Genomic DNA, 22876 nt, shown 5'->3' with positions numbered 1-22876 from the left:
AGAAAGCACCCCTATCCGCAAGGCCATCATGCCAAATATTCACGACGTCATGAAGAAAAATTGCCGTTTGCCTCCGCTTGCCTGAAATTAAATTACGCTTTTCCGAACGATTCTTTCCGTTCCTTTCGATTTCGGTGAAAAGCCGGGGTCCGGCCGCGACCGGCGATTGATCGCCGCCGTATCTGGATTATGGTCCGCCCGAACGTCCCCGCAGCACTGGAAACCGCATGTTCTTCGCTTCCGACAACTGGGCCGGCGCCCATCCCGCAATCGCCGAGAGCCTCGTCGAGGCCGCCGCCGGCTTCGCCTCCGCCTACGGCACCAGCGACCTCGACAAGCGCGTGGAGAAGACCTTCTCGGAGATCTTCGAGCGCGACGTCGCCGTCTTCTTCGTCGGCACCGGCACGGCGGCCAATTCGCTGGCGCTCGCGAGCGTCACCCGCCCCGGCGGACAGGTGTTCTGCCATCGCGAGGCGCATGTGAACGTGGACGAGTGCAACGCGCCGGAATTCTTCGCCTGCGGCGCGAAGCTCCAGCCGGTCGACGGCCCCGCCGGCAAGATGCCGGCGGACGCGCTTGCCGCCGCCATCGGCCGCTTCCCGCCGGACTTCATCCACGGCGGCCAGCCGATGGCCGTCACCATAACCCAGGCAACGGAAGCCGGCACCGCCTATACGCTGGACGAGATCGCGGCGCTCGCCGCGGTGGCGGGCGAGGCCGGCCTGCCGCTGCACATGGACGGCGCGCGCTTCGCCAACGCGCTCGTCCACCTCGGCACGACGCCGGCGGAGATGACCTGGAAGCGCGGCGTCGACATCCTTTCCTTCGGCGGCACGAAGAACGGCTGCTGGTGCGCCGAGGCGCTGGTGCTGTTCGATCCGGGCAAGGCGCGGCAGATGCATTTCCTGCGCAAGCGCTCCGCGCAGCTCTTCTCCAAGTCGCGCTTCATCGCCGCCCAGTTCGAGGCCTATTTCCGCGACGGCCTGTGGCTGGAGCTGGCGCGCCGCTCCAACGGCACGGCGGCGCGGCTTGCCGAGGGCATCGGCCGCTCCGCCACGGCGCGGCTCGCCTGGCCGACGGGCTCCAACGAGCTGTTCGCGATCGTCCGCAACGACGCGATCAAGGCCTTGCGCGACAAGGGCGCCGTCTTCTACGACTGGCCGGCCGGCCCCGCCGTCAAGGCGACGATGGCGGAAGACGAGACCCTGATCCGCCTCGTCACCAGCTTCGCCACGACGGACGAGGAAATCGCCGGCTTCCTCTCCGCCCTCTAGCTCCGGAAACGCCCCCCTCGTCCGCCCTTCGGGCACCTTCTCCCCACAGGGGAGAAAGGATCGGGGTGCTCGCGGCATTCCTCCTTCTCCCCCGTCGGGGAGAAGGAGCCGGCAAGCGGATGAGGGGGCTCGCCAAACAAAAAAGGCGGTGCCTTGCGGCACCGCCCCCTTTTGCATCCCTTCGCGCGGGCTTAGCTGCTCTGCGCTTCGATCTGCTTCGGCTCGCGCTGGACGGCGGCGATCTCGATGCGGCGCGGCTTCATGGCTTCCGGGATCTCGCGCAGGAGATCGATGTGGAGAAGGCCGTTCTTCAGCGAGGCGGCGCGCACCTCCACGTGGTCGGCGAGCTGGAAGCGGCGCTCGAAGGCGCGCTTGGCGATGCCGCGATAGAGATACTGGCCCTCGTCGGCGGCCTCTTCCTTCTTCTCGCCCTTGACGGTCAGCGCATGTTCGCGCGCCTCGATCGAAAGCTCGCTTTCGTCGAAGCCGGCCACCGCCATGGTGATGCGGTAGGTGTTCTCGCCGGTGCGCTCGATGTTGTAGGGCGGGTAGCTCTGGGCTTGGTCGGGCTGGCCGAGGCTGTCGAGCATGGTGAAGAGACGGTCGAAGCCGACGGTGGAGCGGTAGAGGGGGGAGAAATCGACGTGACGCATGGTGTCCTCCTGTGAGCAACGGTTTGCGATCGTTGAAGGCGGCACCCGATTTCCAAGAGTGCGGCCCCGGTTCATCGGGCCTCCGCCCCGGAAAGGCGACGGAAACCGCGACGGGCCCTTTCGGCGCCCGTGCCATCGAGATGGGAATCCGCGCCACGGCCTTCAAGGGGAAAAGCCGCGAAAAGACGATGAACGGCGCATGAACGGCTCCTTCGGATATCGTTCAGCTTCGCCCTGCCAGAATGCCATCATCGAAAGCGTGAGCCTTCGACGACCGGAGCGATAACGTCCCTTCCTCTCCGGTCAAATTATGCCGGACTGCATGCGCCGCCACCCCCGTTGCCCGCATGCAGCCGGCTTTTTTCTTTGACGATACCGGGCCGACCGCCTATCCATCTTGGCATCGACGCCTGCCGAGACCCGCTCCCGCCATGGACTCCATCCTCCACGCCACCGCCGGCAACCCCGCTCCCAAAAACCACTTCGCGGGCTTCCTGGAGGGCCGCGGCGGCGTGAAGGTCCGCTACGCGGTGTTCCGCTGCCGCCAGCCGGAGGCGAAGGGAACGGTGGTGCTGCTGCAGGGCCGCAACGAGTGCATCGAGAAATACTTCGAGACGATCGAGGACCTGACGACGCGCGGCCTGTGGGTCGCCACCTTCGACTGGCGCGGACAGGGCGGCTCGGACAGGCTGCTGACGGACAGCCGCGCCGGCCATCTCCTGCGCTTTGCCGACTACGAGGCGGACCTGTCGCTCTTCCTCGAGCAGGTGGTGCTGCCGGACGCGCGGCTTCCCTTCTTCATCGTCGCCCATTCGACCGGCGCTCTGGTGGCGCTGTCGCAGGCGCCGCTGATGGAGAACCGCATCGAGCGCATGGTGCTCTCGTCGCCCTTCGTGGCGCTCGCCGGCCAGTCGATGAGCCAGGGCCGCATCGCCGTCATCGCCCGCCTCGCCGCGCTCTCCGGCCTCGGCCGCTACACGTTCCGCCGGGCCGCATCGCCGCTCGGCTTCGACGGCAACGTGCTGACCTCCGACGCCCGCCGCTTCGCCCGCAATGCCGGGATCCTCGCCGCCCATCCCGAGCTTGCCGTCGGCTGGCCGACGGCGCGCTGGCTCGACGAGGTGCTGCGCGCCATGGGCCGGGTGACGAGACAGGAGCACCTGACGCGCATCCGCATCCCGACGCTGCTGCTCTGCCCGACGGCGGACGCGCTGGTGCCGCGCCGGGCGGTCGGGGCGCTTGCCCGCATCTTCCGCGCCGGCCGGCTGATCGAGATCGACGGCGCCCGCCATGAGCTCTTCCAGGAGGCCGACCGCTACCGCGCCCAGGCGCTGGCGGCGATCGAGGCCTTCATCCCCGGCAGCGACGACGAGGGTACGAGCCTCGGCGCGTGAGCCGCTCAGGCCTTGAGGATCGCCATCGCCTGCTCGTAGACCGCGCGGCTGCCGGCCGCGATGATCTCGCCGCCCATTTCCGCCGGTCCCCCGTCCCAGCTGGTGATGATGCCGCCCGCCTGCTCGATCACCGGGATCAGGCCGCCGACATCGTAGGGCTTCAGCTCGCACTCGACCACGAGGTCGATATGGCCGGCCGCCAGCAGCGCATAGGCATAGCAGTCGCAGCCGTAGCGGGCGAGGCGCACCTCTCGCTGCACCGCCTCGAAACGGTCCTTGCGGCCGTCCGTGAAGAGATGCGGCGAGGTGGTGAAGAGGATGGCGTTGCCGAGCGCGCCGCAATCGCGCGTCGCGAGAACCCGGCTGCCGTCCGGGCCCGAGTAGCGCGAGGCCGAGCCGTCGGCGAAGTAGCGCTCGCCGGTGAAGGGCTGGTCGACGAGGCCCATCACCGCCTCGCCGTTGCGGTAGAGGCCGATCAGCGTGCCCCAGACCGGCACGCCGGAGATGAAGGCGCGCGTGCCGTCGATCGGGTCGATGACCCAGATATACTCGCGGTCGAGCCCGACCGAGCCGTGCTCCTCGCCGAGGATGCCGTGGTCGGGAAAATGCGTCTCGACCAGCGCGCGGATCGCCGCCTCCGCCGCCCGGTCCCCCTCCGTGACCGGGTCGAAGACCGAAGCCCCCTTGTCGATCACGTCGGCGCCGACGCGGAAGCGCGGCAGGGTCTCCTTCCTCGCGGCATCGGCGAGAAGGTCGAAAAAGGCACGGTCAGGCAGCATGTCACATCTCTTCGGCAAGGAGGAAACCGGCCTTCTCCATAAAGCATCGTCCGGGAAAACGGAAACGGATTGAAATGGCACGATGCCTGACGGACGGCAATTTCATGCTGCAGACGCACTTGACTTTTGTGCGCCGCAACATTATCTTTTCCTCACAGTCACCCGTGACTGTAAATACCCTCCTTGGGTGTTTCCTCCCTAGACTTGAACCGCGCCGCAAGCGCGGTTTTTTTTACTGATTCAACTTACAATCCTTTGAAAATACTGGATTTTTTTAAAATATTGAATTTTTTCCGGCTCAACACTCTAATGCCGACAGCCGTCCCGTAGATTTCGCCGCTGTGGAGCGGATTAAGTGAACAATCCTGCGTTCTCAGTGATAATATCTAGCGGTAAGAATCTCTACGCTGCTCTTCAAGCTATCCTTGCACGGATCGGTTCCCCAGATCGCCCGCTCACTCGGCGTCAGCGCCTCGAGCTTCTGGATGATCAAGTTGAGTCCATATGTTAGCGCCGTTGCCTGGGATCGGGTGAAGTCCCGTGCTCGTACCCTAACCATCGCCTCAACTTTCAGGAAAGCCTTGATGACGTGGTCCCTATGGTTGCCATCGTCCACCATTTCTCCGCATTTCTCCATAGCTTCAACAATCTTGTCGAAGCGTGAAATAGCCTCTCCAGCCAGAGAAAAGCGCTCAATGTCACACAGTAAGCCAAGATTGTTGGTGTCCAACTGATAGAATTTAAAGCCTGGTCGGGCGGATCCTCTCTCATAAGCCTCGACCATATGTGATTCCGCCAGGTCCCAACGCTTTTCATCCTGCCAGAATATCGAGTATTGCAACCAGAAGAGCGGTTCCTTTTTCACCAACTCATCTCGGCGGCAGCCTTCATATACTTTTTTTACGAGTGCGCGCTTGTCCGGCCCCTTCCCGATCACGCTTTCGATGAAACTAAACCGGATGACCGAGGACAGCAGCGCTCTGGCTCGACGGAATCGCTCGGAACTGTAGTCATCGGATTCATCCAATCGTCGGGCGGCTTCGCGAGCAAGATTCAGTATCTCGTCAGTGAAGTCCTTTGGCGGAATATATTTCTTTAAAAGATGCTCTGAAACCACAGCGGAGTGAGGTTCGACCTGATCAATGTCATACCTGAAAAGGTCCCAAGCCTTCTCCCCCAATTCGGTCATAACCGTGTACGGATCCTCCCCCGTCGCGTCTATAATGAAGCTTGTATCGACCTGCTGACCTGCCGCCTTGAAAATCGCACTAACACATACAACCTTCCTCGCTTCCCTCTTCGAAAGCATCGGCTCGATAACAGACCGTAGTCTCGCCGCGATTTCCGGCTCCTCGAAAGCAAAAAGCAAGAAGTCACGGAATTCCAGCCCTTTCTTTATCCGGTCGGATTTCGCCAATGAGGACAACCCCGCCTCCTCCAAGAGTGAGCGCAGTTTTTCACACTCCCCCTTATCCAATTCATCTATGTTGATTCTTGCGATGCTGCTTCCAAGAAGGCGGCTCACTTCTTGGAAACGAACTTGAAGCGTACTAGTCTGCATCTCCACAACATACCGTGTACTCGCATCCATATCTACAAAGAGATGCATGTTCGCGACAGCACTGTCATAACTCGGGAAGAAGACAACGACCTCCTCCATGTTCAGTAAGAATTCAAAATCTTGGGGAGGCGGGGTAACATTCTCGCGAACTTCGAAGCAGTTCCATTTTCCCTGCGCCATGATTATTTTCAATTCATTCGCCAGAACCGACTTCCCATTCCCAATCTTACTATGAATGATCAGGGTGGTTTTTTCGCTCAACAAATCGATACAGCGGCCAATTAACTTATCACGGAACACAACATATTCAGAAGTTGGGGCAGTAACACGGATACCATCAAATCTCAGCTTGCCGAACGCAAGCAATTCCTGAATTTCCGCAGAGGTAGGCTTTGAAACAAGCTTGTCGTCCTTTGACAAATCTACATAGCGAAACGCCTGCAATTCATTCTCATGCCTGGGGGTCGGCATCACCTTTGCATTGGAGAGTCGATCGACGAAGCCGGCCATCTCGAATGGATGACGAATGCCGTAGTCTGCCAATTTCGATGAAGCGACCGGGCTTCTTGCATCCCTCAGGATAAAATGCCGAACATTTTTCATGCCAGGGTATTTTATTAAGTAACCGGCAGGCTCGAAATCATTCAGATCATATCCCAAGAAGAATATGAACTGTGAAATCCTGATATCCCTATCAAACCACTCCCACCAGGCTGACTTTTTCACGCGCTGCTGGACGTACGACCTTCTGGACAAGACCAGAGACTCGTCCACATTGGCCGGTTGGCATTTGGATATCGAGCCATGCAAATGAACGACCGCACCTTGCCTTAGTTGCCGTGGCGCATGATCAGCGATATCGAATATGTCGTTCGTCGCACTTTTCCCCTGCTCCGTTCTGAAGACCGAGACCGAGTTGTCGTAATTCGTCGTATAGATGCGCCGCCAAGGCTGGGCTAGGACTGCGCGCTGTAGCGGCGTCAGCGCTCGAATGGTATACAATCCCTCCAGGAGCCCATAAAGATCAGCGCCCTGCTTCAGCGCGTATCCCGCCGCGTCCATCAAATCCGCGCTGTCATCCTCATCGAGCTTCGCAAGCTTTTTCACCTCCCTTTCTAAGCCGCGCCCTACAGGAGGCTTCCCTCCCGCCTTGTTCAAGGCGTCCGCAGAAAATCCTGCCCCGAGAAACAGGATGCACCTAGTGGGATCGAAATTCCTGGGAAACTCGTCAACAACCATCGCTTATCTTTCTCCATATTTATAAACCACTCTACAGGAGTGTTGTTTTCTCGCAAATTTTTTAAAACAAACCTTGAATTCTATTTCTCTTAAAAGAGATACTTATTCTTGAAAAATTATTTACTCCAATTAGGCCCTGTTGACAAAGTGGATTCCCAAATCAGCGGAAGCGTGATTCAAGACTACCTTTTAGGAGGCGGTTCTGGCTCGCGGCGACCTCACGGATATGGAATGGCGGATCATCGAGGGGTTATTGCCTACCGAACGCGGTAGGAAGTCCCGGCCCTCGCACGACAATCGACGATACCTGAACGGGATGCTGCATGTTCTTCGGGTCGGATGCCCCTGGCGCGACATGCATGAGCGCTACGGCAAGTGGAATTCGGTCTATGTGCGCTTCCGCCGTTGGGCAGAACAAGGCGTTTGGGACGCTTTGCTTGAAACCCTGGTCGAACTGGGGCTGACGGATGACTGGCAGCACATGATCGATAGCACCACGGTTCGCGGCCACTCTCAGGCTGCGGGCGCTAAAGGGGGACTTATCAGGAGGCTTTTGGTCGATCACGCGGCGGCTTTACGACGAAAATCCACGCCCGTGCAGACGGTCAAGGACGCCCTCTTGGCTTTGTCCTGACAGGCGGCGAGGCATCGGATTACAACGCCGTTCCTGACTTGCTGGCGATACCAGTCAGCAAGCCGAGGCTGTTCCTTGCCGACAAAGGCTACGACGGTGACTTTCTGCGGGAGGAACTCCTGATCCACGGGATCAGGCCGGTCATTCCCCCGAAGGCCAACCGAAAGAACCCGCCCGCCTGCGATTTCCAGGGTTACAAAGACCGGAACCGCATCGAACGGATGTTCAACCGCCTCAAGCAGTTCCGTCGCGTCGCGACCCGATACGACAAGACCCGAAAATCCTTCTCAGCATTCCTCGCCCTGGCTGCCGCAAAAATATGGCTACCACACTTTGTCAACAGGACCTAGTACCCCATCAATGTGTCGCGAATGCTCTTCACCCAAAGCGAGTCGCCATAGCGATTTTCATACCCGGCGTTGTGCGTTCCTTCATCACATCTTGTTTAGACTTGAACCGCGCCGCAAGCGCGGTTTTTTTTGACCTCACTCGGCCGCGAGCGAGCGGTCGGCGCCGTATTCCTCGACATAGTCGGAAAACGCCTCGAGGAAGCCGGCGATCGCGGTCTGGACGACGGCGAAGTCCGGCCGCTTGGCGAGCGTCGCCTCGTCGACATAGAGGCCGCGGTTGACCTCGATCTGCAGCGCGTGCAGGCCCTTGGCGGGCCGGCCGTAGTGCTCGGTGATGAAGCCGCCGGCATAGGGCTTGTTGCGCACGACCGAGAAACCCATGTCCTCGAGCAGCCGCGTCGCCGTGCGCGAGAGCTCGCCGGATGCGCTCGTGCCGTAGCGGTCGCCGATGATGAAATCGGGCCTGACGCCGGAGCCGGCCACGCGGATGTTGCCGGGCATCGAATGGCAGTCGATCAGGACGGCGAAGCCGAAGGCCACGTGGGTGCGCACGACGAGCCGGCGCAGGCAGGCGTGATAGGGCTTGTAGATCGTCTCGATCCGGTCGAGCGCCTCGTCGACGGACATGCGGCGGCGGTAGATCTCCATGTTCTCGGCGACGACGCGCGGCACCGTGCCGAGCCCGCCGGCGACACGGATCGAATTGATGTTGGCATAGGAGGGAAGCGGTCCCTCGAACATGCGCGGATCGAGCTCGTAGGGCTCGCGGTTGACGTCAAGGAAGGCGCGCGGGAAATGGGCGACCAGCATCGGCGCGCCGAGCGCGGGGGCGACGGAGAACAGCTCGTCGACGTAGTGGTCCTCGGAGCGGCGGATGGCGAGCGCGTCGAGCCGCGAGCCTTCGAGGAAGTCCTGTGGATAACGCCGTCCGCTGTGCGGCGAGTTGAACACGAGGGGAAGCGTCTGCGAAACCGGTTCGAGGACCTCGAAGTCGCTGTTTTCGCTCGTATCCGCCGCCATCTGTACCCTTTGCCCTGCCCGCGATCCGCTGTGCCGCCATGTTGCCAGCCGACCGCGCCCGTGTCCATACTGGCAAGCCGCACGCCGGACTTGTATCGCCACATTCACCGGATATTTACCGGAGTGCGCTTTCGTAACCGAACGCCCCGAAAGGGCAGACAAACACAGCAACGGCTCCCGGATTCCATGACCCCCAAGATTCTCCTCGCAGAAGACGACAACGACATGCGCCGCTTCCTGGTGAAGGCGCTGGAAAAGGCGGGCTACAAGGTGATGTCCTACGACAACGGCGCGAGCGCCTACGACCGGCTGCGCGAGGAGCCGTTCTCGCTGCTCCTCACCGACATCGTCATGCCCGAGATGGACGGCATCGAGCTTGCGCGCCGCGCGACGGAACTCGACCCCGACCTGAAGGTGATGTTCATCACCGGCTTCGCCGCCGTCGCGCTCAACCCGGATTCCAAGGCGCCGAAGGACGCCAAGGTGCTCTCCAAGCCCTTCCACCTGCGCGATCTGGTCGACGAGGTCAACAAGATGCTCGCCGCCTAACACGCGGAAAAGACCGCAAAATCGGCGGCGAAAAAAAGCTTCAGAAAGCCTATTGACGCCAGACGCGGTTTTGTGGTCTATGCGCCGCATCGGATGGGCGTGTAGCTCAGCGGGAGAGCACTACGTTGACATCGTAGGGGTCACAAGTTCGATCCTTGTCACGCCCACCATTCGAATTTCCAGAGGCCTTCCGGGAGACCGGGAGGCCTTTTTCGTGTCGGCCGCGTCCGGGCCGTGCCCCGTCCTCCGGCGGAAGACGGGGCCGCCGGTCAGTCGATCGGGATCTGGAAGCCGGAGGAGGCCGGCGGGCGGGCGTAGGTGGTGTTGTCGCCGGCCGTCCTGCTGCAGCCTGCAAGCGTCAGGACCGCGAGCGCGGCGGCGAGCAAACCGGATGTGAGGCGCATGATCTTCTCCTTGTGCCTTCTGTGAATGACCTGTCGAATCAAGAGATACGGGCTCGCGCCGGTTCCGTCCACAACCCGGGCGGCCTTATCGCCTCCAGGTGATCCCCGTCCGGATCACCCGCGCCGGGACGCCCGCGACGACCGAGCCCGCCGGCACGTCGCGCGTGACGACGGAATGCGCGCCGACGACCGCATCGGCGCCGATGGTGACGCCCTTGTAGACGGCGGCGTTCTCGGCGATCCAGACGCGGTCCGACACGACGACGTCGGCCGGCGGGTTCACGCGCTTGCGCGTCTTGCCGTCGATGATCTTGTGGATATCCGACGTCCGGATTCCGACATTGGCAAACAGGCATTTCCTGCCGATGCGGATGGACCTGCCCGACTGGGCGCGTATCCGGCAGGGCTTGTTGAAGCGCGTGCCCTCGCCGATGTCGATGGCGCCGCCGACCGAGGCCGCGAACTGCCCGCACAGGCTGACGCCCTTGCGGAAGACGATCGTATTGCCGCTGCCGGAAAAGACGATGGCCGCACCGCGCAGCTCCACGTCGTCCTCGAACACCAGCCGGTTGCCGCCGGTGGACAGGATCACGAGCGGGCCTGTGATCCGCTTCGGCCGCCCTTCCAGGATGTTGCGGCGAGAGAAGCGCCAGAGCCGGAAGCGCCCCAGCAGATCGACGAAAAACAGCACGAACGTCACAATTCCTCCGATTCGGCCGCCCTTCATGCAACCGCGGGCCGCAATCAAGCAGATCGGAAAGATTTGCGCCAGAGGCGGCGGCCACCCGCACGGCACGTCGCCGTACGGGCGGTATCCGATCCTACCATTCCGCGACGCTGCTGTCGGCGTGGCGCCAGACGGGATTGCGCCAGCGGTGGCCCTCCTTCGCCCGTTCGATCACATAGGCCTCGTCCACCTCGACGCCGAGGCCGGGACCCTGCGGGATCGACACGAAACCGTCGGCATAGTGGAACACCTCCTTGTTGGAGATGTAGTCGAGGATGTCGTTGCCCTGGTTGTAGTGAATGCCGAGGCTCTGTTCCTGGATGAAGGCATTGTAGGAGACGGCGTCCACCTGCAGGCAGGCGGCGAGCGCGATCGGCCCCAGCGGGCAATGCGGCGCCAGCGCCACGTCGTAGGCCTCCGCCATCGCCGCGATCTTGCGGCATTCCGTGATGCCGCCGGCGTGGCTGAGGTCGGGCTGCAGGATGTCGACATAGCCGTCCGACAGCACCGACTTGAAGTCCCAGCGCGAGAAGAGCCGCTCGCCGAGCGCGATCGGCGTCGAGCAATGGTTGGCGATCTCCTTCAGGGCCTCGCGGTTCTCCGACAGCACCGGCTCCTCGATGAACATCAGCTTGAACGGTTCGAGCTCCTTCGCCAGCACCTTGGCCATCGGCCGGTGCACGCGGCCGTGGAAGTCGACGCCGATGCCGACATGGGGCCCGATCGCCTCGCGGATCGTGGCGATGGTCGCGACCGCCTTGTCGACCTTGTCCCAGGTGTCGACGATCTGCATCTCCTCGCAACCGTTGAGCTTGATCGCCTTGAAGCCGCGGGCGACGACCTCGCGGGCGTTGTTGGCGACGTCGGACGGCCGGTCGCCGCCGATCCAGCTGTAGACCTTGATGCGGTCGCGCACCTGGCCGCCGAGCAGCGCGTGGATCGGCTGGCCGTAGGCCTTGCCCTTGATGTCCCAGAGCGCCTGGTCGATGCCGGCGAGCGCCGACATGTGCACGGCGCCGCCGCGATAGAAGCCGGCGCGGTACATGACCTGCCAGTGGTCCTCGATCATCAGCGGGTCCTTGCCGACGAGATAGTCGGAGAGCTCGTGCACCGCCGCCTCCACCGTCAGCGCCCGGCCTTCCACCACCGGCTCGCCCCAGCCGGCGATCCCCTCGTCGGTTTCCACCTTCACGAACAGCCAGCGCGGCGGAACGATATAGGTCGTGAGCTTCGTGATCTTCATGGGGTCCATCCCTCGTGTTTCAAAGTCTTCGAATGGGGCTTCCCGCGCCTCACGGGCCGGGCGGGCGGCCCGCGCCGATGGCCGTCGAAAGGTCGCGCGCGGCAAGGTCCAGGATGCGCAGCGAACAGGCCCGCGCCCGCCCGGCGTCGCGCAGCCGGAGCGCGTCCACCAACTCGCGGTGCACGGAAAGCGCCTCCTCGCGCTGCGCCGCCGCGCGGTTGGAGACGTGGAGCGCATGGGAGAGCGCGGCATGGATGATCGAGGAGAGCTGGTGGAAGACCTGGTTGTGGCTCGCCCGGAGAAGGATCTCGTGGAAGCGCGCGTCCGCCACCGTGAAGGTTTCGAGGTCGTCGGCTGCCGCCGCCATCTCGTCGCAGGCGCGCTCCAGGTCGGCGATCTCCTGCGCGCTCGCACGCTCCGCGGCAAGGCCGGCGGCGGCCGGCTCCACGGTGCGGCGGGCCTCGAGGATCGCACCGAGCAGATCGGCCGACAGCACGTCCGGCCCCATCCATTCGAGGATCTGCGCGTCGAGCACGTTCCATTCCGCCCGGTCGCAGACGATGGTGCCGACGCGCGGCCGCCCGCGCACGAGGCCCTTGGTCTCCAGCACCTTCAGCGATTCGCGCACCACCGTGCGGCTGACGCCGTAGGTCGCGCACAGGTCGTTCTCGCGCGGCAGCACGGTGCCCGGCGGATACCGCCCGCCGCAGATGTCGGCGCCGATCGCGGCCGTTACGGTGTGGCGCACGCGCGGGCGCCGCAGCGACGGCCGATGCCCCTCGTCCTGCCTGCCTCCCGCCACCTCGCCCTCTCGAAAAACGATGCCTGTCCCGATGGAAGCAAGCCTAGCATATTATCATACAAATACAAGAAATTCGTATGATGAATAAATGCCGGCCGGAATATTGACTTTTGCCGACAAAGTGCACATTGTCGCCCGTCCCCACAGGCTCGCAGGAACCGCCATGCTCGCAGAAGTCCCCGCCATTCTCGTTCTCAACGCCAAAGACAATGTCGGGGTCGTGCCGGCGAATGTCGACGCCGGCCGGCCGCTGGTGAACGGCGTCAGCGCGCTCGAGCGCATCCCGCGCGGCCACAAGGTGGCGATCGCGCCGATCGCCGAAGGCGAGCCGGTGCTGAAATACGGCCAGATCATCGGCTATGCGACGCGGGCGGTCCGTCCGGGCGAGCACGTCCACCTGCAGAACCTCGCCATCCTCGACGTGGCGCTGAAGCACGAGTTCTGCGTCGACAACGCCCCGCCCGTCATGGTGCCGGAGGCCGAGCGGCGCACCTTCGAGGGCTACGACCGCGGCAACGGCCGCATCGGCACCCGCAACTACATCGGCATCCTGTCGACGGTGAACTGTTCCGCCACCGTCTCGCGCTACGTGGCGGAGCACTATGCCCGCCGCTTCCGCGAGACGGGCCACGAGAACATCGACGGCGTCGTGGCGCTCACCTATGGCGGCGGCTGCGCGCTGAACCTCAAGTCGGAGGGCGGGCGCATCCTCACCCGCACCTTCAAGGGCTATGCGAAGAACCCCAATTTCGGCGGCATCCTGATGATCGGGCTCGGCTGCGAGACCTTCCAGTACGGCCCGATGGTCGAGGAGGCCGGACTGGAGGAGGGCAAGACCTTCCGCACGATGATGATCCAGAACCAGGGCGGCACCCGCAAGACGATCGAGGCCGCCTGCGAGATGATCGACGACATGCTGCCGGACGTCTCGCGCATCCGCCGCACGCCGCAGCCGCTCTCCGGCATCAGGCTCGCGCTCGAATGCGGCGGCTCGGACGGCTATTCCGGCATTTCCGCCAACCCGGCGCTCGGCGTCGCATCGGACATGCTGGTGAGGGAGGGTGCGACGACCGTGCTCTCCGAGACGCCGGAGATCTACGGCGCCGAGCACCTGCTGACGCGGCGCGCCGCCCGGCCGGAGGTGGCGGAGAAGCTGCTGTCGCGCATCGACTGGTGGCGCGAATACACGGCGAAGAACGACGCCGAGCTCAACAACAACCCCTCGCACGGCAACAAGGCCGGGGGTCTCACGACGATCCTGGAAAAATCGCTCGGCGCCGTCGCCAAGGGCGGCTCCATGCCGCTCAACGCCGTCTACGAATATGCCGAGCAGGTGACGGAAAGCGGCTTCGTCTTCATGGACACGCCCGGCTACGACCCTGCGGCCGTCACCGGCCAGATCGCCGGCGGCTGCAACCTCGTCGCCTTCACCACCGGCCGCGGCTCCGTCTCCGGCTACAAGCCCGCGCCTTGCATCAAGATCGCCACCAACACGCCCATGTACGAGCACATCAGGGAGGACATGGACATCAATTGCGGCACCATCGTCGACGGCACGGAGACGATCGAGCAGGCGGGACGGCGCATCTTCGAATTCGTGATCGAGACGGCCTCCGGCCGCAAGACGGCGAGCGAGGCCTACGACTACGGCGACAACGAGTTCGTGCCGTGGCAGGTCGGCGCCGTCACGTGACGTGCATGAGGATGTTGACGAGCGTGCCGGCCGGATCGCGCACGAAGAAGCGCCGCACGCCCCAGGGCTCGTCGGCCGGCCCGTATTCGACGGGATGGCCGGCGGCGATGGCGGCCGCGTGAACCGCATCTACGTCGTCCACCTCGATGGAGAGCGCCGGCACCGGCGTTCCCGAACCGCCCTCGCAGGCGAAGCTCACCTGCGGCCGGGCCGCGCCCTCCGTGCCCCAAGTGGCGATCCAGCCGTGGTCCATCAGGAGGTCGAGCCCCAGAACGTCGCGGTAGAAGCCGGCGACCGCCGCCGGCTCCGCCGTCGCGATGTTGGCGACGATGCGCTTGACCTTCATCATGCCCCTCCCCGCCCGGCGGGGCTCGCATAGGCCGGCGTCTCCGGCCGGTGCGATTCCCGCAACTCGCCCACCCGCCGGATCACCTTCGACAGCGACACCGCGATATGCTCGCGTAGTGCCTCCGCCGCATCCGCAACATCGCCCGCGGCAAGCGCCCGCAGGACCGTCAGGTGCTCGGCGATGAAGGGCTCGCGCGCCGGCATCCGGTGCGACACGCCGATGACGTGCTTGCTGACGTTGAGCATGAAGCGCGCGCGGCGAAGCGCGATCGAAAGCTCGCGGTTGGGGCCGTAGCCGGGAAGGACGATGTGCAGGTCCGTCTCCAGCCCGTCCATCGCCTCCACCGACAGGTCGGGATAGCCGGCAAGCGCGGCCTCATGGCGGCGGATCGTCTCCTCCAGCACATCGGCCGGAATGCGCGGCGCGGCCTGGGCGAGCGCCAGCGGCTCCAGCGCGAGGCGGATGTCGTGCAGGTCGCGCATGCGCGTCTCGTCGAGCGGCACCAGCGTCCAGCGCATGCGCTCGTCCTTCTCGACGATGCCGAGCGCCTCCAGCCGGGTCAGCGCGTCGCGCGCCACCTGTCGGCCGACGCCGCGGGCGCGGGCGAGCTCCACCTCGTTGATCCGGTGGCGGCCGAAGACGGAGAGATGCACCATCTCCCGCTCCAGCGCCTCGTAGATCGCTTCCCAGGCCGGCGCCTTGCGCAGCCCCTGCGCCTCCTCGCCGAGCCCGAGCATGTCGGGGGTCAGCGCCACGCGCCGCGGCCCGCCGCGGCCCTGTCCGACGAGAAAGCCGCGCCCCTCGAAGCGGCGGATCGCCCCCGCCGCTTCCAGCAGCGCGAAGGCCTGGCGGACGGGCGTGCGGGTGGAGGAGAAGACGGTGGCGACCGGGCCTTCGAGAAGCAGCGCGCCCTTCGGCAGCCGCCCGGCGGCGATGGCGCCTGCGAGCGCGTCGCGGATGCGCAGATAGAGCGGTCCGCTGTCCGCCGCGGCCTCGCCGCCTGTTGCCGCCATCGCCTGCCTCGTGCCGTCCATGCGCGGACCATCTCACAAATGCATTCTGCCGACAACGGTCATGTTTCCGTCGCGGTAAGCAAGGAAATTGCGCCCGCGCGGCGAAAAAACCGCAATCCTTTCGTGACGCGCGGGGTGTTTTGCGATAGGGAACACGCAACGCAAGGCTGCCGCCCCTCGCGGGCGGCCGTGTCCGACTGTCCAAGGAACCAGATCATGCCCGCATATCGCTCCCGAACCACCACCCACGGCCGCAACATGGCCGGTGCCCGCGGCCTCTGGCGCGCGACCGGCATGAAGGACGGAGATTTCGGCAAGCCGATCATCGCGGTCGTGAACTCCTTCACCCAGTTCGTGCCCGGCCACGTGCACCTGAAGGACCTCGGCCAGCTCGTTGCCCGCGAGATCGAGGCGGCCGGCGGCGTGGCCAAGGAATTCAATACGATCGCCGTCGACGACGGCATCGCCATGGGCCATGACGGAATGCTCTACTCGCTGCCGAGCCGCGAGATCATCGCCGACTCGGTCGAGTACATGGTCAACGCGCATTGCGCCGACGCCATGGTCTGCATCTCCAACTGCGACAAGATCACCCCCGGCATGCTGAACGCCGCCATGCGCCTCAACATCCCGTCCGTCTTCGTCTCCGGCGGGCCGATGGAGGCCGGCAAGGTGGTCCTCCACGGCAAGAAGCACGCGCTCGACCTCGTCGACGCCATGGTCGCCGCCGCCGACGACAGCGTCTCCGACGACGACGTCAAGGCGATCGAGCGCTCCGCCTGCCCGACCTGCGGTTCCTGTTCCGGCATGTTTACGGCCAACTCGATGAACTGTCTGACGGAAGCCCTCGGCCTGTCGCTGCCCGGCAACGGCTCGACGCTCGCCACCCACGCCGACCGCAAGCGCCTCTTCGTCGAGGCCGGCCATCTGATCGTCGATCTCGCCCGCCGCTACTACGAGCAGGACGACGCGAGCATCCTGCCGCGCGCGGTCGCCAACAGGCACGCCTTCGAGAACGCCATGTCGCTCGACATCGCCATGGGCGGCTCGACCAACACAGTGCTGCATATCCTGGCGGCCGCCCACGAGGGCGGCATCGACTTCACCCTCGAGGACATCGACCGGCTGTCGCGCAAGGTGCCGTGCCTCTCCAAGGTCGCGCCGGCCAAGGCCGACGTCCACATGGAGGACGTCCACCGCGCCGGCGGCATCATGCGCATCCTCGGCGAGCTCGACCGCGGCGGCCTCATCCGCCGCGACACGCCGACCGTGCATGCCGAGACGCTCGGCGACGCCATCGACCGCTGGGACATCACCCGCACCAACAGCGAGACGGTGCGTACCTTCTTCAAGGCCGCCCCGGGCGGCATCCCGACCCAGGTGGCCTTCAGCCAGGAGGCCCGCTGGGACGACCTCGACACCGACGGCGAGGCGGGCGTCATCCGCTCCGTCGAGCACCCGTTCTCCAAGGACGGCGGCCTTGCGGTCCTCAAGGGCAACATCGCGCTCGACGGCTGCATCGTGAAGACGGCTGGCGTGGACGAATCGATCCTGAAATTCACCGGCCCGGCGGTCGTCTACGAGAGCCAGGACGCGGCGGTGAAGGGCATCCTCGGCGGCGAGGTGAAGGCCGGCGACGTCGTCGTCATCCGCTACGAAGGCCCGAAGGGCGGCCCCGGCATGCAGGAGATGCTCTATCCGACGAGCTACCTGAAGTCGAAGGGCCTGGGCAAGGCCTGCGCGCTCATCACCGACGGCCGCTTCTCCGGCGGCACCTCCGGCCTCTCCATCGGCCACGCCTCGCCGGAAGCCGCCCAGGGCGGCGCGATCGGCCTGGTGCGCCAGGGCGACATCATCGAGATCGACATCCCGAACCGCACGATCAACCTCGCGGTCCCGGAAGCCGAACTCGCCGCCCGCCGCGCCGAGCAGGACCGGCTCGGCTGGAAGCCGGCAGCACCCCGCAAGCGCAACGTCACCACCGCGCTCAAGGCCTACGCCGCCTTCGCCGCCAGCGCCGACAAGGGCGCCGTGCGCATCCTGCCGGAATGATCCCTCCGGCGGGCGCGGCCCTCCCGGGCCGCGCCCGCTTTTGACATCGGCAAAAAATGTTGATACCAACGCATTCGTCGAAGGCACCCGCGAGGAGGAGTTGCGCGCATGAGACCCGACCACGCGATCGTATCCGAAGAGGAGTGGCTCGCCGCACGCAGGGCGCTGCTGGCGCTGGAGAAGGAGGAGACGAAGCTGCGCGACAGGGTGCGCGCCGCCCGCCTGGCATTGCCCTGGGTGAAGGTCGGGAAGGACTACGTCTTCGACACGCCTTCCGGCCGCAGGTCGCTCGCCGACCTGTTCGACGGCCGCAGCCAGCTCGTCGTCTATCATTTCATGTTCGGGCCGGACTGGGAGGCGGGCTGCCCCGGCTGCTCCTTCCTCTGCGACCATCTCGACGGCACGCTGCCACATCTCAACAACCACGACGTCACCCTGATCGCCGTCTCGCGCGCGCCGCTCGACAGGATCGAGGCCTACCGCCGGCGCATGGGCTGGACATTCCCCTGGGTCTCCTCCCATGGCAGCGACTTCAATTTCGATTATCATGTCTCCTTCACAAAAGAGCAGCTTGCCAGTGGCAAGGTGTTCTACAATTATAAAGAAATAGAGGCGGCCGACGCGAACGACGAGCTCCCGGGCCTCAGCGCCTTCTTCAAGGACGAGGACGGCGCCGTCTACCATACCTATTCGGACTACGCCCGCGGCGGCGAGGAGCTGCTCGGCACGCTGATGATCCTCGACCGCGCGCCCAAGGGCCGCAACGAGACCGGTACGCTGAGCTTCGTCAAGCGCAAGGACGAATACGAGACTGCCGCCAAGCCGCATGCCTGCTGCAGCTGATCCAACCGCAAGCACGAGGACGATCCCATGCACAAGAACCACGGCAAGTTCTGCTGGTACGAGCTGATGACCACCGACGTTCCCGCCGCCGAGCGCTTCTACGGTTCGGTGCTCGGCTGGACCACGCGCGATTCCGGCATGCCGGGACAGAATTACACGCTCGCCTATGCCGGCGACCGGCAGGTGGCGGGTCTCATGGCGATTCCCGCCGAGGCCGCCGGCATGCCGCCCTCCTGGAGCGCCTATGTCTATGCCGGCGACATCGAGGAGACCGCCAGGGCCGTCGCCGACAAGGGCGGCACGGTCCATCGCGCGCCGGCCGACATCCCGGGCGTCGGCCGCTTCGCCGTCGTCGCCGATCCGCATGGCGCGATCTTCTGCCTGTTCAGCACGGACGACGACGACCCGGAGGCGCCGCCGATGATGACGCCCGGCCACATCGGCTGGCACGAGCTGATGGCCGGCGACCTCGACGAGGCCTGGCCCTTCTATTCCGAGCTGTTCGGCTGGACGAAGGACACGGCCTACGACATGGCCGAGGGCGGCGGCAAGGGCGTCTACCAGATCTTTTCCGTGCGCGGCGGCGATGCCGTGGGCGGCATGATGACGAAGCCCGCAGAGATGCCGGCGCCGCCGCACTGGGGCCTCTATTTCGTCGTCGACGGCCTCGATGCCGCGGGCAGCCGCGTGACCGAGGGCGGCGGGCGCATCCTGATGGGGCCGATGGAGGTTCCCGGCGGCGCCTGGATCCTCAACTGCTTCGATCCGCAGGGCGCCTATTTCGCGCTGGTCTCGATGAAACGCTGACGCCCGCGCCGGAGAAGCGCTTGCAATCTCTCTTCGCATTGCACAAACTCCCCGCGATGGCGGCGAAGACCGCCACCGAGGGGAAAAAACCAGCGTATGTCGATCAAGGCCGGACTCTACCACCTTACCCATTACAGATACGACAGACCGGTCCGTCTCGGACCCCAGATCATCCGGCTGAAGCCGGCCGCTCACTCCCGGACGCGGGTGATCGGCCATTCGCTGAAGGTCTCGCCGGCCAATCACTTCGTGAACCTGCAGCAGGATCCCTACGGCAACTACCTCGCCCGCTACGTCTTCCCCGATCCGGTGACGGAGCTGAAGATCGAGGTCGACCTCGTCGCCGACATGACGGTCTACAATCCCTTCGACTTCTTCGTCGAGGAGGAGGCCGAGCACTGGCCCTTCGACTATCCTGAGGACCTGCGCGAGGACCTGAATATCTATCGCACGCCCGAGCCGGCGGGTCCGGCGCTCGACGCCTTCATGGCGACGGTCGACCGCTCGCGCCAGCGCACCGTCGACATGGTCGTCGGGCTCAACGCGCGCCTGCAGCAGGAGATCGGCTACGTCATCCGCATGGAGGCGGGCGTGCAGGCGCCGGAGGAAACTCTGACGCTCGCGCGCGGCTCCTGCCGCGATTCGAGCTGGCTGCTCGTGCAGGTGCTGCGCAACCTCGGCTTCGCCGCCCGCTTCGTCTCCGGCTACCTGATCCAGCTCACGCCGGACCTGAAGGCGCTCGACGGCCCCTCCGGCACCGAGGTCGACTTCACCGACCTGCATGCCTGGTGCGAGGTCTATATCCCCGGCGCCGGCTGGATCGGCCTCGACCCGACCTCGGGCCTGCTCACCGGCGAGAGCCACGTCCCGCTTGCCGCCACGCCGCATTACCGCAACGCCGCACCGATTTCCGGCGACTATTTTGGCGAGGCCAACACCGAGTTCGCCTTCGACATGCGGGTGGACCGGGTCGCCGAGCATCCGCGCATCACCAAACCCTTCTCGGACGAGAGCTGGGAGGCGCTGAACGCGCTCGGCCGCGAGGTCGACCGGGTGCTTGGCGAAGGCGACGTGCGCCTGACCATGGGCGGCGAGCCGACCTTCGTCTCGATCGACGATTTCGAATCGGACGAGTGGAACACAGCCGCCGTCGGCCCGACCAAGCGCGAGAAGGCCGACACGCTGATCCGGCGGCTGCGCGAACGCTTCGCGCCGGGCGGCTTCCTGCATTACGGCCAGGGCAAATGGTATCCGGGCGAGAGCCTGCCGCGCTGGACCTTCTCGCTCTACTGGCGCCGCGACGGCAGGCCGATCTGGCGCGACCCGGCGCTCATCGCTGAGGAGGGCAGCGACCACACGGTGACGGAGGCGGATGCCGGACGGCTGCTTGCGGCCATCGCCGACGAGCTCGGCATCGACGCCGGCATGGTCGTGCCCGCCTTCGAGGACCCGGCCGAATGGCTGTTGAAGGAGGCGAAGCTGCCCGGCAACGTCGATCCGGAGAACTCGAAGCTCGAGGATCCGGAGGAGCGCAGCCGCATCGCCCGCGTCTTCGACCGCGGCCTGACGAAACCGACCGGCTACGTGCTGCCGGTGCAGGCCTGGAACAGCCGCGCCGGGCCCCGCCGCTGGCTGAGCGAGGCCTGGCACACCCGCCGCGGCCGGCTGTTCCTCGTGCCCGGCGACAGCCCGGTCGGCTACCGCCTGCCGCTCGGCTCGCTGCCCTGGCTGCCGGCCGCATCCTATCCCTACATCAACCCGACCGACCCGACGGTCGAGCGCGGCGACCTGCCGGATTTCGCCGGCAATCCACGGCAGGCGGCGCTGTTCCAGCCGCGGGAAGGCACGCGCCAGACGATCGTGCCGCAATCGGCCGACGAGATCGACGGCCATGTGCGAACCGCCATCTCCGTCGAGCCGCGCGACGGCCGGCTCTGCGTCTTCATGCCGCCGACGGTCGACGTCGAGGACTATCTCGACCTCGTCGCCTCGGCCGAGCGCGCCGCCGCCCGCCTCGACCTGGCCGTCCATATCGAGGGCTACGCGCCGCCGCACGACGAGCGCCTCAACGTCATCCGCGTCGCCCCGGACCCCGGCGTCATCGAGGTCAACATCCATCCCGCATCGAGCTGGGACGAGTGCGTCGGCATCACCACGGCGATCTACGAGGAGGCGCGGCTGTCGCGCCTCGGCGCCGACAAGTTCATGATCGACGGCCGCCACACCGGCACCGGCGGCGGCAATCACGTGGTCGTCGGCGGCAGGAACCCGAACGACAGCCCGTTCCTGCGCCGCCCCGACCTGTTGAAAAGCCTCGTGCTGCACTGGCAGCGCCACCCCTCGCTCTCCTATCTCTTCTCCGGCCTGTTCATCGGCCCGACCAGCCAGGCCCCGCGCATCGATGAGGCCCGCCATGATTCGCTCTACGAGCTGGAGATCGCGCTCGCCCAGGTGCCCGCCCCCGGCAAGGGCGAGCCGCCCCTGCCCTGGCTCACCGACCGCCTGTTCCGCAATCTCCTGACCGACGTCACCGGCAACACCCATCGCTCGGAGATCTGCATCGACAAGCTGTTCTCGCCGGACGGGCCGACCGGGCGGCTCGGTCTCGTCGAGTTCCGCGGCTTCGAGATGCCGCCGAACGCCCGCATGAGCCTTGCCCAGCAACTGCTCATCCGTGCACTGATCGCCCGCTTCTGGAAGGCGCCGGCCGAAGGCGGCTTCGTGCGCTGGGGCACGGCGCTCCACGACCGTTTCATGCTGCCGCATTACGTCTGGCAGGATTTCCTCGACGTGCTTTCCGACCTTCGCGCGCACGGCTTCGAGCTTCGGCCGGAATGGTTCGCCGCCCAGCTCGAATTCCGCTTCCCCTTCTGCGGCGCGGTCGACTACCAGGGCTCGACGCTGGAGTTGCGGCAGGCGCTGGAGCCTTGGCACGTCATGGGCGAGCAGGGCGCGATCGGCGGCACCGTGCGCTATGTCGATTCCTCGGTGGAGCGCCTGCAGGTGCAGCTGGAGACGACCAATCCCGAGCGCTATACCGTCGCCTGCAACGGCAGGCCCGTGCCGCTCCGCCCCACCGGCACGAACGGTGTGGCGGTGGCGGGCGTGCGCTTCAAGGCGTGGCAGCCCGCCTCCGGCCTGCATCCGGTGCTGCCCGTCAACACACCGCTTACGTTTGACATCTACGATACATGGTCGCAGCGGGCGATCGGGGGCTGCATCTATCACGTTGCCCATCCGGGCGGACGCAACTATGACACCTTCCCCGTGAACGGAAACGAGGCCGAGGCGCGCCGGCTGGCGCGGTTCGAGCCATGGGGGCACAAGGCGGGCACCTATGCGGTGCGGCAGGAGACGCCGGCGGCGGAGTTCCCGCTGACGCTGGATCTGCGCCGGCCGCCCGGCATCTAGAGCATTTCCAGCAAAAGTGCGAAGCGGTTTTGCATAAGGACAATGCGCAGAAACAAAGATAGAGCGTTCTCGCGGTTCG

19 protein-coding genes and 1 tRNA gene are annotated in these 22876 nt (G+C 65.1%); 10 read left to right on the top strand and 10 right to left on the bottom strand.

The window, feature by feature from the left end; translation table 11 throughout:
- Positions 1-227 precede the first annotated feature (227 nt).
- Positions 228-1274: a threonine aldolase family protein gene (locus NNZ72_RS02505; RefSeq protein ID WP_257312176.1), complete on the top strand. Its 1047-nt coding sequence runs from the start codon at positions 228-230 to the stop codon at positions 1272-1274.
- Between the two features lie 191 nt (positions 1275-1465).
- Here the strand turns inward: NNZ72_RS02505 and NNZ72_RS02500 are convergent, their stop codons facing one another.
- Positions 1466-1927: an Hsp20 family protein gene (locus tag NNZ72_RS02500; protein ID WP_257312172.1), complete on the bottom strand. Its 462-nt coding sequence runs from the start codon at positions 1925-1927 to the stop codon at positions 1466-1468.
- A gap of 431 nt (positions 1928-2358) precedes the next feature.
- Between NNZ72_RS02500 and NNZ72_RS02495 the strand changes: the two genes are divergently transcribed.
- Positions 2359-3321, top strand: a complete 963-nt coding sequence (locus NNZ72_RS02495) for an alpha/beta fold hydrolase (RefSeq protein WP_257312167.1) — start codon at positions 2359-2361, stop codon at positions 3319-3321.
- A 5-nt stretch (positions 3322-3326) separates the two neighbouring features.
- Here the strand turns inward: NNZ72_RS02495 and hisN are convergent, their stop codons facing one another.
- Complete coding sequence (gene hisN / locus NNZ72_RS02490; RefSeq protein ID WP_257312164.1) at positions 3327-4100, bottom strand: histidinol-phosphatase; 774 nt, start codon at positions 4098-4100, stop codon at positions 3327-3329.
- Between the two features lie 373 nt (positions 4101-4473).
- Complete coding sequence (locus tag NNZ72_RS02485) at positions 4474-6900, bottom strand: SIR2 family protein (RefSeq protein ID WP_257312162.1); 2427 nt, start codon at positions 6898-6900, stop codon at positions 4474-4476.
- 202 nt (positions 6901-7102) lie between these two features.
- Between NNZ72_RS02485 and NNZ72_RS02480 the strand changes: the two genes are divergently transcribed.
- A protein-coding gene (locus NNZ72_RS02480; RefSeq protein ID WP_257312464.1) for an IS5 family transposase occupies positions 7103-7884 on the top strand; the annotation gives its coding sequence in 2 pieces (ribosomal slippage) (positions 7103-7433 and positions 7433-7884; 783 coding nt in all).
- Between the two features lie 135 nt (positions 7885-8019).
- Here NNZ72_RS02480 and NNZ72_RS02475 read toward each other — a convergent pair.
- Complete coding sequence (locus tag NNZ72_RS02475) at positions 8020-8904, bottom strand: N-formylglutamate amidohydrolase (protein ID WP_257312159.1); 885 nt, start codon at positions 8902-8904, stop codon at positions 8020-8022.
- A gap of 186 nt (positions 8905-9090) precedes the next feature.
- On the opposite strand from NNZ72_RS02475, the gene cpdR1 reads away from it, so the two are divergent.
- Together cpdR1 and NNZ72_RS02465 are read left to right on the top strand one after the other, a co-directional pair.
- Positions 9091-9453 carry a response regulator CpdR1 gene (gene cpdR1 / locus NNZ72_RS02470; RefSeq protein WP_257312156.1) on the top strand — a complete coding sequence of 121 codons (363 nt, stop codon included), beginning with the start codon at positions 9091-9093 and terminating at the stop codon, positions 9451-9453.
- A gap of 95 nt (positions 9454-9548) precedes the next feature.
- Positions 9549-9623, top strand: a tRNA-Val gene (locus tag NNZ72_RS02465).
- A 99-nt stretch (positions 9624-9722) separates the two neighbouring features.
- On the opposite strand, the gene NNZ72_RS02460 is transcribed toward NNZ72_RS02465, so the two are convergent.
- From NNZ72_RS02460 to NNZ72_RS02445, 4 genes are all read right to left on the bottom strand, one after another.
- Entirely contained in the window at positions 9723-9857 is a 135-nt protein-coding gene (locus NNZ72_RS02460; RefSeq protein ID WP_257312153.1) for a hypothetical protein, read from the bottom strand.
- 85 nt (positions 9858-9942) lie between these two features.
- Positions 9943-10548: an acyltransferase gene (locus tag NNZ72_RS02455; RefSeq protein ID WP_371747675.1), complete on the bottom strand. Its 606-nt coding sequence runs from the start codon at positions 10546-10548 to the stop codon at positions 9943-9945.
- A 130-nt stretch (positions 10549-10678) separates the two neighbouring features.
- Entirely contained in the window at positions 10679-11827 is a 1149-nt protein-coding gene (dgoD, locus tag NNZ72_RS02450) for a galactonate dehydratase (protein ID WP_257312147.1), read from the bottom strand.
- A 49-nt stretch (positions 11828-11876) separates the two neighbouring features.
- The gene (locus tag NNZ72_RS02445) at positions 11877-12629 is read right to left on the bottom strand and encodes a FadR/GntR family transcriptional regulator (RefSeq protein WP_257312144.1); all 753 of its coding nucleotides are present in this window, start codon (positions 12627-12629) and stop codon (positions 11877-11879) included.
- A 163-nt stretch (positions 12630-12792) separates the two neighbouring features.
- Between NNZ72_RS02445 and NNZ72_RS02440 the strand changes: the two genes are divergently transcribed.
- Positions 12793-14322, top strand: a complete 1530-nt coding sequence (locus tag NNZ72_RS02440) for a UxaA family hydrolase (RefSeq protein WP_257312141.1) — start codon at positions 12793-12795, stop codon at positions 14320-14322.
- Here the strand turns inward: NNZ72_RS02440 and NNZ72_RS02435 are convergent.
- Entirely contained in the window at positions 14315-14668 is a 354-nt protein-coding gene (locus tag NNZ72_RS02435) for a VOC family protein (RefSeq protein WP_257312461.1), read from the bottom strand. The genes NNZ72_RS02440 and NNZ72_RS02435 overlap by 8 nt on opposite strands.
- Complete coding sequence (locus tag NNZ72_RS02430) at positions 14668-15705, bottom strand: GntR family transcriptional regulator (RefSeq protein ID WP_257312138.1); 1038 nt, start codon at positions 15703-15705, stop codon at positions 14668-14670. Before NNZ72_RS02430 ends, NNZ72_RS02435 begins: the two co-directional genes overlap by 1 nt.
- A gap of 195 nt (positions 15706-15900) precedes the next feature.
- Here NNZ72_RS02430 and ilvD point away from each other — a divergent pair, with 195 nt between their 5' ends.
- From ilvD to NNZ72_RS02410, 4 genes are all read left to right on the top strand, one after another.
- Complete coding sequence (gene ilvD / locus NNZ72_RS02425) at positions 15901-17736, top strand: dihydroxy-acid dehydratase (protein WP_257312135.1); 1836 nt, start codon at positions 15901-15903, stop codon at positions 17734-17736.
- Between the two features lie 108 nt (positions 17737-17844).
- On the top strand, positions 17845-18579 hold the full coding sequence (locus tag NNZ72_RS02420; protein ID WP_257312132.1) for a DUF899 domain-containing protein: 735 nt from the start codon (positions 17845-17847) through the stop codon (positions 18577-18579).
- A gap of 27 nt (positions 18580-18606) precedes the next feature.
- Positions 18607-19386: a VOC family protein gene (locus NNZ72_RS02415; RefSeq protein ID WP_257312129.1), complete on the top strand. Its 780-nt coding sequence runs from the start codon at positions 18607-18609 to the stop codon at positions 19384-19386.
- Between the two features lie 96 nt (positions 19387-19482).
- Positions 19483-22797, top strand: a complete 3315-nt coding sequence (locus NNZ72_RS02410) for a transglutaminase family protein (RefSeq protein ID WP_257312127.1) — start codon at positions 19483-19485, stop codon at positions 22795-22797.
- Positions 22798-22876: the final 79 nt, after the last annotated feature.

The organism is Shinella pollutisoli (genome assembly GCF_024609765.1).
GTDB classification, from domain to species: Bacteria; Pseudomonadota; Alphaproteobacteria; order Rhizobiales; family Rhizobiaceae; genus Shinella; species Shinella pollutisoli.
This window is presented reverse-complemented; position numbering and strand designations above follow the sequence as displayed.

Bases quoted from the DNA above. Each gene is read 5' to 3' on its own strand.
- NNZ72_RS02505 (WP_257312176.1), top strand. From the start codon at position 228: ATGTTCTTCGCTTCCGACAACTGGGCCGGCGCCCATCCCGCAATCGCC.
- NNZ72_RS02500 (WP_257312172.1), bottom strand. From the start codon at position 1,927: ATGCGTCACGTCGATTTCTCCCCCCTCTACCGCTCCACCGTCGGCTTC.
- NNZ72_RS02495 (WP_257312167.1), top strand. From the start codon at position 2,359: ATGGACTCCATCCTCCACGCCACCGCCGGCAACCCCGCTCCCAAAAAC.
- hisN (WP_257312164.1), bottom strand. From the start codon at position 4,100: ATGCTGCCTGACCGTGCCTTTTTCGACCTTCTCGCCGATGCCGCGAGG.
- NNZ72_RS02485 (WP_257312162.1), bottom strand. From the start codon at position 6,900: ATGGTTGTTGACGAGTTTCCCAGGAATTTCGATCCCACTAGGTGCATC.
- NNZ72_RS02475 (WP_257312159.1), bottom strand. From the start codon at position 8,904: ATGGCGGCGGATACGAGCGAAAACAGCGACTTCGAGGTCCTCGAACCG.
- cpdR1 (WP_257312156.1), top strand. From the start codon at position 9,091: ATGACCCCCAAGATTCTCCTCGCAGAAGACGACAACGACATGCGCCGC.
- NNZ72_RS02460 (WP_257312153.1), bottom strand. From the start codon at position 9,857: ATGCGCCTCACATCCGGTTTGCTCGCCGCCGCGCTCGCGGTCCTGACG.
- dgoD (WP_257312147.1), bottom strand. From the start codon at position 11,827: ATGAAGATCACGAAGCTCACGACCTATATCGTTCCGCCGCGCTGGCTG.
- NNZ72_RS02440 (WP_257312141.1), top strand. From the start codon at position 12,793: ATGCTCGCAGAAGTCCCCGCCATTCTCGTTCTCAACGCCAAAGACAAT.
- NNZ72_RS02435 (WP_257312461.1), bottom strand. From the start codon at position 14,668: ATGAAGGTCAAGCGCATCGTCGCCAACATCGCGACGGCGGAGCCGGCG.
- NNZ72_RS02430 (WP_257312138.1), bottom strand. From the start codon at position 15,705: ATGGACGGCACGAGGCAGGCGATGGCGGCAACAGGCGGCGAGGCCGCG.
- ilvD (WP_257312135.1), top strand. From the start codon at position 15,901: ATGCCCGCATATCGCTCCCGAACCACCACCCACGGCCGCAACATGGCC.
- NNZ72_RS02420 (WP_257312132.1), top strand. From the start codon at position 17,845: ATGAGACCCGACCACGCGATCGTATCCGAAGAGGAGTGGCTCGCCGCA.
- NNZ72_RS02415 (WP_257312129.1), top strand. From the start codon at position 18,607: ATGCACAAGAACCACGGCAAGTTCTGCTGGTACGAGCTGATGACCACC.
- NNZ72_RS02410 (WP_257312127.1), top strand. From the start codon at position 19,483: ATGTCGATCAAGGCCGGACTCTACCACCTTACCCATTACAGATACGAC.